Annotated in this window: 11 protein-coding genes; 5 read left to right on the top strand and 6 right to left on the bottom strand. The window is 62.5% G+C overall.

Annotated elements, in window-relative coordinates:
• Positions 1-78 precede the first annotated feature (78 nt).
• Complete coding sequence (gene zwf / locus OP500_RS07465; RefSeq protein ID WP_274070605.1) at positions 79-1,500, bottom strand: glucose-6-phosphate dehydrogenase; 1,422 nt, start codon at positions 1,498-1,500, stop codon at positions 79-81.
• Between the two features lie 222 nt (positions 1,501-1,722).
• On the opposite strand from zwf, the gene OP500_RS07460 reads away from it, so the two are divergent.
• Both OP500_RS07460 and dnaK read left to right on the top strand, forming a co-directional pair.
• A complete protein-coding gene (locus OP500_RS07460) occupies positions 1,723-3,063 on the top strand; it encodes a cell division protein ZipA C-terminal FtsZ-binding domain-containing protein (protein WP_274070604.1) in 1,341 nt (446 codons plus the stop codon).
• Between the two features lie 235 nt (positions 3,064-3,298).
• Positions 3,299-5,230 carry a molecular chaperone DnaK gene (gene dnaK, locus OP500_RS07455; RefSeq protein ID WP_238748654.1) on the top strand — a complete coding sequence of 644 codons (1,932 nt, stop codon included), beginning with the start codon at positions 3,299-3,301 and terminating at the stop codon, positions 5,228-5,230.
• A 306-nt stretch (positions 5,231-5,536) separates the two neighbouring features.
• Here dnaK and OP500_RS07450 read toward each other — a convergent pair whose 3' ends face one another.
• The 3 genes from OP500_RS07450 to mltB form a co-directional block, all read right to left on the bottom strand.
• The gene (locus OP500_RS07450; RefSeq protein ID WP_238748655.1) at positions 5,537-5,785 is read right to left on the bottom strand and encodes a putative hemolysin; all 249 of its coding nucleotides are present in this window, start codon (positions 5,783-5,785) and stop codon (positions 5,537-5,539) included.
• Between the two features lie 60 nt (positions 5,786-5,845).
• Positions 5,846-6,178, bottom strand: a complete 333-nt coding sequence (locus OP500_RS07445) for a DUF333 domain-containing protein (protein ID WP_238748656.1) — start codon at positions 6,176-6,178, stop codon at positions 5,846-5,848.
• Between the two features lie 67 nt (positions 6,179-6,245).
• On the bottom strand, positions 6,246-7,337 hold the full coding sequence (gene mltB, locus OP500_RS07440; protein WP_274070603.1) for a lytic murein transglycosylase B: 1,092 nt from the start codon (positions 7,335-7,337) through the stop codon (positions 6,246-6,248).
• A 215-nt stretch (positions 7,338-7,552) separates the two neighbouring features.
• Between mltB and gshA the strand changes: the two genes are divergently transcribed.
• From gshA to OP500_RS07425, 3 genes are all read left to right on the top strand, one after another.
• Complete coding sequence (gene gshA / locus OP500_RS07435; RefSeq protein ID WP_274070602.1) at positions 7,553-8,926, top strand: glutamate--cysteine ligase; 1,374 nt, start codon at positions 7,553-7,555, stop codon at positions 8,924-8,926.
• Between the two features lie 107 nt (positions 8,927-9,033).
• A complete protein-coding gene (locus OP500_RS07430; protein ID WP_274070601.1) occupies positions 9,034-10,689 on the top strand; it encodes a hypothetical protein in 1,656 nt (551 codons plus the stop codon).
• Between the two features lie 76 nt (positions 10,690-10,765).
• Positions 10,766-11,530 (top strand): hypothetical protein, encoded by a 765-nt coding sequence (locus OP500_RS07425; RefSeq protein WP_274070600.1) that lies wholly within the window; start codon positions 10,766-10,768, stop codon positions 11,528-11,530.
• A 276-nt stretch (positions 11,531-11,806) separates the two neighbouring features.
• Here OP500_RS07425 and OP500_RS07420 read toward each other — a convergent pair whose 3' ends face one another.
• Both OP500_RS07420 and fabG read right to left on the bottom strand, forming a co-directional pair.
• Positions 11,807-13,036, bottom strand: a complete 1,230-nt coding sequence (locus OP500_RS07420; protein WP_274070599.1) for a beta-ketoacyl-ACP synthase — start codon at positions 13,034-13,036, stop codon at positions 11,807-11,809.
• Positions 13,036-13,767: a 3-oxoacyl-ACP reductase FabG gene (gene fabG, locus OP500_RS07415; protein ID WP_274070598.1), complete on the bottom strand. Its 732-nt coding sequence runs from the start codon at positions 13,765-13,767 to the stop codon at positions 13,036-13,038. The genes OP500_RS07420 and fabG overlap by 1 nt, the downstream gene beginning before the upstream one ends.
• Positions 13,768-13,777 lie beyond the last annotated feature (10 nt).

Below are 13,777 nucleotides of genomic sequence, written 5' to 3'. Positions count from 1 at the left end.
GTAGGGCAGGGCGTTTTTCAGGCAGCCTGAAAACGCTGCGGGCAGCCTGAAAGCCGCCGCGCGTTTGGAACAGACGTTTCAGGCTGCTTCCGACCAGCGGTTGCCGTCGCGCGCGGGCAGCTCGTCGGCGGCCTGCGGCCCCCAGCTGCCGGCGGGATAGTCGTACAGCGGCACGCTGTCGGCCGCCCAGTTTTGCAGCAGCGGCTCGAGCCACGCCCACACGGTTTCGGCTTCGTCGCGGCGGACAAACAATTCCTGCCGGCCGGCAATCACTTCGCGCAGCAGCAGCTCGTAAGCGTCGGCACGGCGGCCGGCGGCGGCCTGCGCCAGATCGAGCGTCATCTCGGCGGCGGTGGTTTCGCTGCCGCCGGGCGCTTTCACCTGCAGCGACAGCGACACGGTTTCCTGCGGCTGCAGGCTGATCAGCAGGCGGTTGGCGCTGCCGCCGAAAGCGCCGGCTGCCGCTTTGAAGTTGAGCACGATGCGGGCGCTGCGCTCGGTCATGCGCTTGCCGGTACGCAGGTAAAACGGCACGCCCGCCCAGCGCGGGTTGTCGATTTCCAGCCGCAGCGCGGCAAAGGTTTCGGTGCGGCTCTCGGGCGGGACTTTGGACTCTTGGCGGTAGCCTTTCAGGCTGCCTTGCGCGGCGTATTGGCCGCGGACGCTGCCGGCGGCGGCATCGTCGCGGCTCATCGGTTTGAGCGACTGCAACAAGGCGAGTTTGGCGGCGTGGATGCCTTGGGCATCGGCGGCTGCCGGCGCTTCCATCGCGGTGTAGCACAGCATCTGCATGATGTGGTTTTGCAGCATGTCGCGCAGGGCGCCGGCGCCGTCATAAAAGCCGCCGCGCTCTTCCACGCCCAGCGTTTCGGCGGCGGTGATTTCCACCGAGCGCACATAATCGCGGTTCCACAAAGGCTCGAACACCGTATTGCCAAAACGCAGCGGCAGCAGGTTTTGCAAGCTTTCTTTGCCTAAATAATGGTCGATGCGGTAAATCTGGTTTTCGCCGAAATGGCGGCCGACGGCTTCGCTGATGGCGCGGGCGGACGAAAGGTCGGTGCCCAGCGGTTTTTCCAGCACGATGCGCACCTGTGGCGTATTGAGTCCGACCGCGGCCAGATTGGCGCAGGCGTCGGCGAAAAATTCGGGCGCGGTGGAAAGATAGACGACAACGCTTGCCGCCTGCCGCCGCTGCACGGTTTGCGCCAGCGCGTCGAAGTCGGCACGGCGGGTGATGTCGAGCCTGAGATAGACGATGCGGCGGGTGAATGCCGCCCATTGCGCTTCATCAAACGCGGTTTTGATGTGGATTTTGGCTTCGGCGTCCGTTTTGGCGACAAAGCCTGCGGTATCCAGATCGCTGCGCCCCAGCGCGATAATCCGCCCGTCGGGATGCAGCTCGCCCGCGGCGTGCGCCTGATAGAGTGCGGGCAGCAGTTTGCGCATCGACAAATCGCCGGTGGCGCCGAATAAAACCATATCGAAATCGGGCGGCATAACAATCCTTTGAAACCGTTTCAGGCTGCCTGAAATGCGCGGCACTCTGGCGGCGCGGCGGCGGGGAAAACGCGCCGCAACAGGCGGCGCGGTACACGGACGGCGGCAAAATGCTACACGCGCCGGCAGGGTTTGTCCATGCGCGGGCAGCCTGAAAAGACTGCGGGCGGGTTCTACTATATAATTGCGGCGCCGATTCACGCAAACATCCTAGGTTTACGCATGAACAACACCACTTTTCTGATCATCATCGTGCTGCTGCTGACCGTTTTGGTGGCGGTGGTGGCCTACAACATCCACCAGGAAAACCAATACCGCAAAAAAATCCGCAGCCAGTTCGGCCATGCCGACCGCGACGCGCTGATGCAGAGCCAAACCACGTCGGTGCGCGACGGCCAGACTTTCGGCGAAAGCGGCGGCAGCGGTTTGGGCGCATCGCTCAACCGCACGCCCGCCGCGCCCAAGCAGCCTGAAAAGCCTGACGAGCCTATTGAAACTCCCGCATCACCCGCGCCGTCCGCCGCCCCCCAAGCCGACGGCGACCGCACCGAAACCGCTGCCCAAAAGCAGCCTGAAAAACCCGCGCCCGCTGCCGAAACCCCTGCCGCCGAAGCGCCCGCCGCCCGATCGCAAAGCGAATTTCCGTTTGAACTGGTGTCGCCCGAGCAGCCGCCCAAGCCGGCCAAAGTCGAGCGCAAAAGCGCCGCCAAAAGCGCCGCGCCCAAACATCAGGCGCTGGATTTGGAAGACTTGCGCCGCGCCAAGCTCAAATGGTTCGACAAACGTTTCGACTATATGACCTATGTGTCGCTGAACGAGCCCAGAGAGCTGCATTCGGTGCCGCGTCTGTCCGGCCGCCACCGCTTTCAGGTAATCGGCTGCACCATGGACGGCCGTTTTCAGGCTGCCGAGCCGATTCCCGGCATTCTCTACCAAGCGTTTGTTATCGGCCTGCAGGCGGTGAGCCGCATCGGTTTGGCCGAGCGGCGCGATTTGGACGACTTCCGCAGCCAGGTCGAGCGCTTTGCGGCAAAAAACGGCGGCAGCGCGCTGTTTGAAAACGCCACCGCCTTTCTCGAAACCGCCGGCCCGCTCGACGAATTGTGCGCCCGCGTCGATCAGGCCATCGCCATCCATCTGGTAAACCAGGCCGGCGTGTCGGGCAACGAATTGCGCGCCGCGCTTACCCGCCGCGGCTTCGAGCTGATGCCCGACGGTTCGTTTGTGCTGGCGGCCGATACCGGCGGCGCCAAATACACCGCGGTTACGCTGGACGGCAACCCGTTTACCGACGGCCTGCTCTCCAGCCAGCCCTACAAAGGCTTCAGCCTGCTGTTCGACATCACCCGTGTGCCGGCATCCGACGACAATTTCGACCAGTTTATGAATCTGGTGGTGGCGGTGTCCAAAGAATTACGGCTCGATCTGGTGGACGAAAAAATCCAGCCGATTTCCAGCCAGTGGCTGAAAAACGTGCGCCGCTACATCAAGGCGCGGCAGGAAGAAATGCTGGCGGTGGAAATCGTCCCCGGCGGTGCGCTGGCCAAGCGGCTGTTTTCCTAAAGCGGTTTCAAACCGCTGCGCCCTTGTTTTCAGGCTGCCTTTGCTATGCTGCAAAGGCAGCCTGAAAACTTTTTTGCGCCGAAAAATGCCGTTTTTCGCCCTAGCCTTGCCGTCTCTTGCAAAAAATCCCCGCCCCGCCCCTTGAAAAGCCGCCAAGTTCCCCTATTTTGCCTGCCGTCGGGATGCAGCCGCATCCGCCTGAATTTATTTTATCCATCTGTTAGGAGACGCAAACATGGCAAAAGTCATCGGTATCGACCTGGGTACCACCAATTCCTGCCTGGCCATTTCCGAAAACGGCCAAACCAAAGTAATCGAAAACGCCGAAGGCGCGCGCACCACGCCTTCCATCATCGCCTATCTTGACGGCGGCGAAATCCTGGTGGGCGCACCTGCCAAACGCCAGGCCGTTACCAACGCGAAAAACACCATTTACGCGGTCAAACGCCTAATCGGCCACAAATTCGAAGACAAAGAAGTGCAGCGCGACATCGAAACCATGCCCTTCGACATCGTGAAAGCCAACAACGGCGACGCATGGGTAAGGGCGCAAGGCAAAGAACTTTCCCCGCCGCAGGTTTCCGCCGAAGTGCTGCGTAAAATGAAGCAGGCTGCCGAAGCCTATTTGGGCGAGCCGGTTACCGAAGCGGTGATTACCGTTCCGGCCTACTTCAACGACAGCCAGCGCCAGGCCACCAAAGACGCCGGCCGCATCGCCGGTTTGGAAGTCAAACGCATCATCAACGAGCCGACCGCCGCAGCTTTGGCCTTCGGCATGGACAAAAACGCCAAAGGCGACCGCAAAATCGCGGTTTACGACTTGGGCGGCGGTACTTTCGATATTTCCATTATCGAAATCGCCGATGTGGACGGTGAAAAACAGTTTGAAGTATTGGCCACCAACGGTGACACCTTTCTGGGCGGCGAAGACTTCGACCAACGCCTGATCGACCACATCATCGCCGAGTTTAAAAAAGAACAGGGCATCGATCTGAAAAACGACGTGATGGCGCTGCAACGCCTGAAAGAAGCCGCCGAAAAAGCCAAAATCGAGCTTTCCAGCGGCCAGCAGACCGAAATCAACCTGCCCTACATCACCATGGATGCCGCAGGCCCCAAACACTTGGCGATGAAAATCACCCGCGCCAAATTTGAAAGCCTGGTGGAAGACCTGATCCAACGTTCCATCGAGCCCTGCCGCACCGCGCTCAAAGATGCCGGCCTGTCCGCCAGCGACATCGACGACGTGATTTTGGTCGGCGGCCAAACTCGCATGCCCAAAGTGCAGGAAGCCGTTAAAGACTTCTTCGGCAAAGAGCCGCGCAAAGACGTCAACCCCGACGAAGCCGTGGCCGTGGGCGCCGCGATTCAGGGCGAAGTATTGGGCGGTGGCCGCAGCGACGTACTGCTGCTCGACGTAACCCCGTTGTCGCTCGGTATCGAAACCATGGGCGGCGTGATGACCAAGCTGATTCAGAAAAACACCACCATCCCGACCAAAGCGTCGCAGGTGTTCTCCACAGCCGAAGACAACCAGAGCGCGGTAACCATCCATGTATTGCAGGGCGAACGCGAACGCGCTTCGGCCAACAAATCACTGGGTCAGTTTAACCTCGGCGACATCGCCCCCGCCCCGCGCGGTATGCCGCAGATTGAAGTAACCTTCGATATCGACGCCAACGGCATCCTGCACGTGTCTGCCAAAGACAAAGGCACAGGCAAAGCCGCCAACATCACCATCCAAGGCTCTTCCGGCTTGAGCGAGGAAGAAATCGAACGCATGGTGAAAGACGCCGAAGCCAACGCCGAAGAAGACAAAAAACTGCACGAGCTGGTGCAAAGCCGCAACCAGGCCGAAGCCCTGATCCATTCGGTGAAAAAATCGCTGGCCGACTACGGCGACAAACTCGACGCTGCCGAGAAAGAAAAAATCGAAGCCGCGTTGAAAGAAGCCGAAGAAGCCGTGAAAGGCGACGACAAAGCCGCCATCGACGCCAAAGCCGAAGCCCTCGGCGCCGCCAGCCAGAAGCTCGGCGAAATGGTGTACGCACAGGCGCAGGCCGAAGCCCAAGCCGGCGAAGGCGCGGCGCAGTCGGAATCTTCCGCCAAGAAAGACGACGACGTAGTCGATGCCGATTTTGAAGAAGTGAAAGACGACCAGAAATAAGCAGTCGTTTTATGAAAACCAACGCCGCAATCCGCGCAGGATTGCGGCGTTTTTTTATCCGGCAGGCAAACACAAAGGCAGCCTGAAAGCCGCAGTTTTCAACGAAGTCAAAACAGAAAAGCCGCCCGAAAGCAGGAAAAAGCAGCCTGAAACCTTTACCAAGTCTGCCCCTTTCACACGACGCCATTAGCTTACGCCAGTCCGCTACAGACAGGCAGCCTGAAAAAACCGCGCGGTCTTTCAGGCTGCCTGAAAAAACGGCCGCCGCAGAAAAGTGTTGCGGCGGCCGTTTGGCTAAAAGCGAGTTTAACGCGGGGCGTGCTGGCGGAAGTATTCCCACTCTTCAACAACCGTGCCGTCGGGCAGGTGGCACAGGGCGTATTCGCCGCCTTCGGCGTCTTTTTTGGTTTCGAGCTTGCCGCCTTGTTTGATGCAGAACTCGGAAGCGGGGTTGGACATGCCGACCATCGGCGAATCCGGGTGTTTTTCAGGCTGCCCGTTGCCGGCGCAGGCGGCCAGCAGCAGGGCGGCGGACAGGGGGATCAGTTTGCTCATGGCGTTTTCCTTTCGGATGGTGGGTGCGGCCGGCGGCCGCAGGTTGGGAAAGCGGGGGCCTTAGCGGCGGTAGTCGGGGCGGCTCGGGCGCTGGCGGAAGTATTCCCACTCTTCAACAACCGTGCCGTCGGGCAGGCGGCAGGTGCTGCGGCCGCCTGGTTGTTCGATGCGGCCGCCGTTTTGGGCGCAGAAGCGCTCGACCATATCGCGGCCGAAAGCGCTTTGCGCCGGCACATGGCGGCTGTTGTCTTTGGCCGGCTGGACAACAGTAACCGGCCGGTGGCGGTGGATGTGCTGCGGTTCGGGATCGTGATGGCGGGGGGCGTGCGGCGGCGGTTCGACCGCGCAGGCGACCAGCAGCACGGCGGCGCATAACAAGACAGGGCGTTTCATGGTTTTTCCTTTCGTTCCGATGATGCGGTTGAGGCAGCCTGAAAGCTTTTCAGGCTGCTTGGTGGCTCTACAGGCCGTTGGCGCCAACGCCCAGGGCGATGTCGCGCACCGCCATTACATACAGGCGGCTGTTGTTGTAGTGCCAGACGGTGTAGAAATTGTTGAGACCGATAAAGTAGCGGTATTCGCCGGGCGCGGTTTCCAAGCGGAACAGCACCGCTTTTTCATCGTCGGCCACCGCTTCCTGCGGCATCACGCCCATGCGCTTGAGATCGGCCACGGTGTGGTCCATCTCGGTTTTGCGCTCCATCAGTGCCGAAAGTTCGGGCGTGGGCGTCAGCGTAACCGGCACCGCCATGCGGCCGCCGCTCTGCCAGCCGTTTTGCTTCATATAGTTGGCAACCGATGCCGCGGCGTCGGCCACGCTGTTCCAGATGTCGCGGCGGCCGTCACCGTCGCCGTCCGCCGCCCATTTGCGGTAGCTGGAGGGCATAAACTGCGGCATGCCCATCGCGCCGGCGAAACTGCCGCTAAAGCTCTGCGGATCGCGCCCTTCTTCGGCGGCCAGCTGCAGGAATTCCGCCAGCTCGCCGCGGAAATAAGCGGCGCGGCGCGGATAGCCGAACGCAAGCGTGGGCAGCGAATCGGCCAGACGGATGTTGCCCATATTGCTGCCGTAATTGGTTTCGATGCCGAGAATGGCGACAATCAGCCCGGCCGGCACGCCGTATTGCGCGGCGGCGTGGTCGATGGCGGCGCGGTTGGCCTGATAGAAGCGGCGGCCGGCGGTGATGCGCGCGGCCGGCGCGTTATTGTTGCGGAACACATACCACGGCCGCGAAGTGCCGGGCTTGTCCATCAGCCGGATAATGTCGCCGCGGTAGCCTGCGCTATCGAAAAAGGCTTTCAAGCTGCCTTCGTCCAACCCGCGCCCCTGATTGCGCCGCTCGGCAACAAACGCCTGCACATCAGGATGGGCGGAGTAGCCGGTTTGCGCCACATCGGGCGCGGGCAGGTTTACCTTGGGAATCAGCAAAGGCGCCAGCGGGTCGGTATCGGCGGCATTGGGGGTGGACGTGATCGGCTGCTCACTGCTGCCGCAGGCGGCCAAGAGCAGCGCCAGTGCGGCGGGAACGGCAGGGCGGAGTATAGGTTTCATGGCGGTTGGTTGTTTGGATTGCACAGGCAGCCGATTATATACGCAAATAAAGAGGCAGCCTGAAAGCATAAAATGTCGCATTGCCGCCCTTTTCAGGCTGCTTGCCGCTATGGCGGCGCTTGGGGCGCGCGGTGTGCCGTGTATAATGCCGCACGCCGCTGCGGCGCCTGTATGCCGCCGCTTGTGATTGTTTTTCCGCCGCAAGAGGAATCCGTATGAAACTGCCTGCGATTGCCCCCGAATATGCCGCCCGCCTTAAAGATTTCGAACAAATCCTGCTGCAAAACCAAACGCGCATCGAAGCGTGGTTCCGCCAGAAATGGAAGCAGCACCGGCCGCCGTTTTACGGCTCGGTGGACATCCGCAACGCCGGCTACAAAATGGCTTCTATCGATATGAACCTGTTTCCCGGCGGCTTTAATAATCTCAATCCCAACTTTATCCCGCTGGCGAGCATCGCCGCGCAGGATGCCGTCGATCGCGCCTGCGACAACGCCCGTTCGGTGCTGCTGGTGCCGGAAAACCACACCCGCAACACCTTCTATCTGCAAAACGTTTACGCGCTGGCCGGCATTTTGCGCAATGCCGGCTTTGAAGTGCGCATCGGCAGCCTGAATCCCGAAATCACCGAAGCGGTGGAGCTGGAAACCGCACTGGGTAACCGGCTGACCATCGAGCCGCTGTTGCGCACCCGCGGCCGCGTGCATCTGGCCGACGGCTTTTCGCCCTGCTTTGTATTGTTGAACAACGATCTTTCCGCCGGCGTGCCGGAAATCCTGCAGGATATCAGCCAAACCGTGCTGCCGCCCCTGCACGGCGGCTGGACGACGCGGCGCAAAACCGAGCATTTTGCCGCCTACAACCGCATCGCCGCCGAGTTTGCCGAGCTGCTGGGCATCGACGAGTGGCAGATCAACCCTTATTTCGAAAAAATCGGCGGACTGAACTTCCAAGAGCGCGAAGGCGAAGACGCGCTGGCCGCAGCCGTGGAGCGCGTGCTGGCGAAAATCCAGGCGAAATACGACGAAAAAGGCATTAGCGACCAGCCCTTTGTGATCGTTAAAGCCGACGCCGGCACCTACGGCATGGGCGTGATGAGCGTGAAATCCGCCGACGAAGTGCGCGGCCTGAACCGCAAAAACCGCAACAAAATGGCCAAAGTCAAAGAAGGGCTGGAGGTGAGCGAAGTCATTGTCCAAGAAGGCATCTACACCTACGAAACCCTAAACGGCGCGGTGTGCGAGCCGGTGGTGTATATGATGGACCGCTTCGTTATCGGCGGCTTTTTTCGCGTGCACGAAGGGCGCGGCGCCGACGAAAACCTGAACGCCGGCGGCATGGTGTTCGTGCCGCTCAACCACAGCATTCCCACCACCGGCTGCGCCGACGAGAACGAAGCGCAGGATAGCGACGAGAGCGGCGACTGCAAGCGCGTGTTCGCCCAATGGGACGAGCTGGGCATCCCGCGCCCCAACCCGCAAGACCCCGACAGTACCGGCAACCGCCTGTATGTTTACGGCGTAATGGCGCGGCTCTCGCTGCTGGCCGCCGCGCTGGAGCTGGAGCGCACCGCCGCCCAAGCAGCCTGAAAACCGTTTTCCCGACCATCCGCCTTTTTCAGGCTGCTTGGGCGATAAGCGCACAGCCCAATCAGGCAGCCTGAAAACCCAAAACCATCCCCCTACGAAAGAGCGCCATGCTGAACGCCGCCGATTTTCCCGCCACCCTGCCCGTTTGCGCCGACGCCGTCGAGCGCACCCCGCAGCACGATCTGCCCTATCTGCAAATCCTGCCGCCGTTCGAGCTGCTCGCCAGCCCGCTTTACGCGCAAATCGACGCGCTGGCCAGGCTCTACACCGCCGGCCGCAGCGTGTGTGCCGCCGTAGTCGGCAACGGCGCCGCCTTTGAAGCGGGCGAAGACGCCGAGATTGTAGATGTGGTGTACGACCCCGCCGGCCGCACCGCGCCGCAGGATTTGCTCGCTGCTGCCGAAGCGCTGGGCGGCCAGGCGCCGCAGCCGCTTTCAGGCAGCCTGATCCGCCCGCTGCCCGCCCGGCCGCAGCTGCGGCTGGCACGGATGCTGCTGTGGCGGCCGCACCTGCCCGACGGCGTGCTGCGCGCCCGCTGCGTGCCGATACTCGCCGCCGAGGGCGTGGCCGCCGTTACCCTGCTGCCCGCCCGCTACTGGGCGCATACGCCCTACTACCGGCAGTGGGTGGCCGCCGGACAGGGTTTAGATGCCGCTGCCGCCTTTGCCGGCCTGCTGGCGCAGGAGCCGGTGTTTTGGAAAGGCTTTGCCGACGCCGTGCGCCCCAGCGCCGCCGAACTGCCGACGCTGGGCAGCGTGCCCGGCACCGCCTTTCAGGCTGCCGACGATGCCCGCGGCAAACAGTTCGTGCGCAACTGCCGCTGGCAGGCCGGCCGCAGCTACGGCCGCAGCAGCGAGCAGGGCGCCGGCGACGACGCGGTAATGGTGGCGGCGAAAAAACTGGTGTCCGGCCAGCATGCCGGCAATGACGGCGCCGTGCGTTACGCCAAACTGCGGCTGGCCGACTTCGGCGGCGCCTTTGCCGAGCTGGCCGACGACGCGCTCAACCGCCTGCTTAACAGCCGCACGCCCGACAAAATCCATCAGGCGGTGCAAAGCGGCCGCCTGAACGCCCAGCAGGCGCCGGCGCTGGTTGCCGCGCTGCTGCGGCTGTACAACAGCGGCCAGGCCAACGCCGCCGTTTATCTCGCCTATCTCTACGGCAAAGGGCTGTATGTGTCGCAGAGCCTGCGCGAAGCCGCCGCCTGGGCGCGCCGCGCCGCTGCCGCCGGCGACTGGCGCGGCCTGCGCCTGCACGCCGAAATGGTGCTCGCCGCCCCCGAAGCCGCGCCAGAATTGCTGTCCGCCGATGCCGAAGAGCAGGCCGCCGCCGTGGCATGGCCGCAGGGCAAGGCACCCGACGAGCGCAAAATCGCCACCGCCGTCAGCCAGTTTCTCGTCCAAGACCCCGCCGTCAGACAAATGGCACGCGCCAAACTGCTGCAGGCCGCCCAAGCCGGCCACCCGCACGCCGAAGCGCGCATCGCCGAGCTGGTGGCGCAGGGTGCGCTGACCGCCGCCCCGCCCGCACCGCAATACAGCGACATCGCCGTCTGGCTCAACAACCGCCTGCAGCCGCGCAGCAGCCGCCCGCACACCCCCAGCGAAGAAGACGATATCGTCGTTTTCCCCGAAAACATGCCCGAGCTGATGCAGGACGACGAAGACCCCTACCGCCAAAAATTCATCCGCCTGGGCATCGCCGCCGCCTTCGGCCTGTTTTTGGCGGTGGTAATGGTGGTGGTGATGCGGCTGATTGCCTGAGCCGCGCAAAAAAAAAGCAGCCTGCGTAGCAAAGCGGAGTTGCGAAGCTAAAACCGTTTGAACAGGAAAACCGGCCATGTCCGATAAAACAAAACGCATACTTATCGGTTTGGTACTGCTGGTGTTGGTGTCGCTGTTTGTCTTTGATCTGCAGCTGCGCCGGCAGCGCAAGCAGGATTTCAGGGACAGCGTGATCAGCAAAACCATCGGCGGCGAAACCGGTTTGGCTCTCAAGGCCGCCGATCCCGCTGCCTATGGCCGGCTGGAAGAAAAACTGCACGCCGCAATCGATCGCCATCTGCAGGCCGGCGGAGCAACCGATGCCTACGGCCAAGCGGCCGTTGCCCAAGAAATCGGCCCTGAAATCGATATTGTTGCCGGCAGATATATGGTTAAAGGCAGCGACGAAGCCATATTGTCCTTATTCTCTGCTACCGCCGACCTGCTGGATCAGGCCAACCGCCAGCCCACCCGCAACTGCATCGACCTTCTCGAAACCCCCTACAGTATTGTCCGTAAAAAATCGGAATCGCTGGATTTGGGCGCCATGGATCGCGCCGTTGCCCAAGCCATCCGCAGCTACCGTGCCGAGCGCAGCATTCCGACAGCAAGCGAAGTGGCCGCCGCAGGGGAATCCTTAGGCGATTATCTGTTGCAGCAATATGGCGAAGAAGCTCAGGAAGTCATGAATGCCGAACCGGCACAGCTGGATCCGGCACAGCAGCGCCAGTATTGCGAAATGACCGTCGGCGCCATGCGTCATTTGGTCAGCCGCCGCGAAGCCGCCCTGCTGCGCCGGATGCTGGCCGATGCAGACGCAGAAGAGGGCGGGGAAGAATAGGGGCGCAGCGCCCGTGTTTCGTTTTTCGTTGCAAAAAGCAGCCTGAAAACCGTTTGGAACGGCTTTCAGGCTGCTTTGGTTTTTCAGGCTGCTTTTTTTGCGGGGCAGCCTGCTTTGTAGGGGGCGCACCGATACGGTGCCGGTTGGGGATTTGCTGCGCGCGGGGCATATTCTAGGGCTGATTGCCGGCGCTGTTTCTTTGAGCCAAAAGCAGCCTGAAAACGGGAAAACCGTTTTCAGGCTGCTTTGTTGTGGCAAACGGCGGTTTCAGGCTGCCTATTCTGCCCAGCGTTTGAAAATCAGCGAGGTGTTGACGCCGCCGAAGGCGAAGTTGTTGTTCATTACGTATTCGGTATTGATGGCGCGGGGGCTGCCGGCGATGTAGTCGGCGTCGCCGCAGCGCGGGTCGGGGTTGTCGAGGTTGAGGGTGGGGAAGAACCGGCCGTCGCGCATCATTTCGATGGCGAACCACGATTCGAGCGCGCCGCAGGCGCCGAGGGTGTGGCCGAGATAGCTTTTTTGCGAGCTGATGGGGATGCGGCCGAAAACGGCGGCGGTGGCGCGGGTTTCGGCGATGTCGCCGTGTTCGGTGGCGGTGCCGTGGCCGCTGACGTAGCCGATGGCATCGGGCGGCAGATTCGCGTCTTCCAGCGCCAGCTCGATGCAGCGGCGCATGGTGGCTTCTTCGGGGCGGGTGATGTGGCTGCCGTCGCAGTTGGCGCCGTAGCCGACGATTTCGGCGATGATGTCGGCGCCGCGCGCGCGGGCGTGTTCCAGCTCTTCGAGCACCATCATGCAGCCGCCTTCGCCCAGCACCAGGCCGTCGCGCGCGGCATCGTAGGGGCGCGGGGTGAGCGCTGCTTCGCCGTTGCGGCGGCTGGCGGCGTACAGGGTGTCGAACACGAATACTTCCGACGGACACAGCTGGTCGGCGCCGCCGGCGAGCATCATCGGGATTTTGCCGAATTTAATGGCTTCGTAGGCATAGCCGATGCCCTGGCTGCCGGAAGTGCAGGCGCTGGAAGTGGGAATCAGGCGGCCGGTCAGGCCGAAGAAAATCGCCACGTTGGCGGCGGTGGTGTGCGGCATCATGCGTACATAGGTGTTGGCGCTGAAGTTGTTGGGCTGGTGGGCGAGCATCAGGCCGATGTCGAGCACGTCGGCGGTGCTACCGGACGACGAGCCGGCGGCCACGCCCATGCGGCCGTCGCGGATGGCCGGGTCGCCGAGCAGGCCGGCTTGGGCGAGCGCCTGTTCGGCGGCGTCGGTGCAGTATTGCGCCAGCGGCCCCATGCTGCGCAGCTGCTTGCGCGTCCAATGCGCTGGCGGTGCGTAATCGGCAATCGGCGCGCCGAGTTTGGTTTCCAGCTCGGGATAGCTCTCCCAAGCGGCGATGTAGCGCACGGCGTTTTCTCCGGCGGCAAAGCGCGCGCGGATGTCGTCCCAAGTGCGGCCGAAAGCGCTCACCGCGCCGACGCCGGTAATCACCACCCGTTTGCTTTTCATCAGCACAGCCCCCCGTTTACCGCAATCACCTGGCGGGTGATGTAGCCGGCTTTTTCGTCCATCAGAAAACGCACCGCGTGTGCCACTTCTTCAGGCTGCCCCATGCGCGCGGCGGGAACGGCCTTCAGGATTTCGTCCACCGGCACGCGCTCATCGACGATTTCGGTGTCGATCAGGCCTGGAGCGACGCAGTTTACGGTGATTTTGCGCTTGGCCAGCTCCACCGCCAGCGCTTTGGCGGCGCCGATCAGCCCGGCTTTGGACGCGCTGTAATTGACCTGGCCGCGGTTGCCGGTGATGCCGGACACCGACGCCATGCACACGATGCGCCCGGGCGCGCGGCGGCGGATCATCGGCATCACCAGCGGGTGCAGCACATTGTAAAAACCGTCGAGATTGGTGCGCAGCACGCGGTCCCAGTCGTCGTCTTCCAGCGCGGGAAAGGCGTTGTCGCGCGTCAGCCCCGCGTTCAGCACCACGCCGTAGTAGGCACCGTGTGCTTCAATATCGGCTTCCAGCGCCGCGCGGCACTCGGCGCGGTCGGATACGTCAAACTGCAGCACCCGCGCCTGCCGTCCCAGCGCACGGATTTGTTCGGCAACTGCTTCGGCTTCGTCGCGCCTGCTGCGGCAGTGGACGACAATGTCAAAACCGTCGGCCGCCAAACCCAGGGCAACGGCCTTGCCGATGCCGCGGTTGGAGCCGGTAATCAGAATGGTGGGGGTGCTCATGGTGCGGGGT

This window comes from Kingella sp. SNUBH-2017 (assembly GCF_028680565.1).
In the GTDB taxonomy this organism is placed as follows: Bacteria; Pseudomonadota; Gammaproteobacteria; order Burkholderiales; family Neisseriaceae; genus Kingella_D; species Kingella_D pumchi.
The sequence above is the reverse complement of the archived record's forward strand: the minus strand, read 5'-3'. Positions and strand labels throughout refer to the sequence as shown.

What these genes read in the sequence shown, in the direction of transcription:
- mltB (WP_274070603.1), bottom strand. Translation starts at nt 7,337, where the DNA reads ATGAAACCTATACTCCGCCCTGCCGTTCCCGCCGCACTGGCGCTGCTC.
- gshA (WP_274070602.1), top strand. Translation starts at nt 7,553, where the DNA reads ATGAAACTGCCTGCGATTGCCCCCGAATATGCCGCCCGCCTTAAAGAT.
- dnaK (WP_238748654.1), top strand. Translation starts at nt 3,299, where the DNA reads ATGGCAAAAGTCATCGGTATCGACCTGGGTACCACCAATTCCTGCCTG.
- OP500_RS07420 (WP_274070599.1), bottom strand. Translation starts at nt 13,036, where the DNA reads ATGAAAAGCAAACGGGTGGTGATTACCGGCGTCGGCGCGGTGAGCGCT.
- fabG (WP_274070598.1), bottom strand. Translation starts at nt 13,767, where the DNA reads ATGAGCACCCCCACCATTCTGATTACCGGCTCCAACCGCGGCATCGGC.
- OP500_RS07425 (WP_274070600.1), top strand. Translation starts at nt 10,766, where the DNA reads ATGTCCGATAAAACAAAACGCATACTTATCGGTTTGGTACTGCTGGTG.
- OP500_RS07460 (WP_274070604.1), top strand. Translation starts at nt 1,723, where the DNA reads ATGAACAACACCACTTTTCTGATCATCATCGTGCTGCTGCTGACCGTT.
- OP500_RS07430 (WP_274070601.1), top strand. Translation starts at nt 9,034, where the DNA reads ATGCTGAACGCCGCCGATTTTCCCGCCACCCTGCCCGTTTGCGCCGAC.
- zwf (WP_274070605.1), bottom strand. Translation starts at nt 1,500, where the DNA reads ATGCCGCCCGATTTCGATATGGTTTTATTCGGCGCCACCGGCGATTTG.
- OP500_RS07445 (WP_238748656.1), bottom strand. Translation starts at nt 6,178, where the DNA reads ATGAAACGCCCTGTCTTGTTATGCGCCGCCGTGCTGCTGGTCGCCTGC.
- OP500_RS07450 (WP_238748655.1), bottom strand. Translation starts at nt 5,785, where the DNA reads ATGAGCAAACTGATCCCCCTGTCCGCCGCCCTGCTGCTGGCCGCCTGC.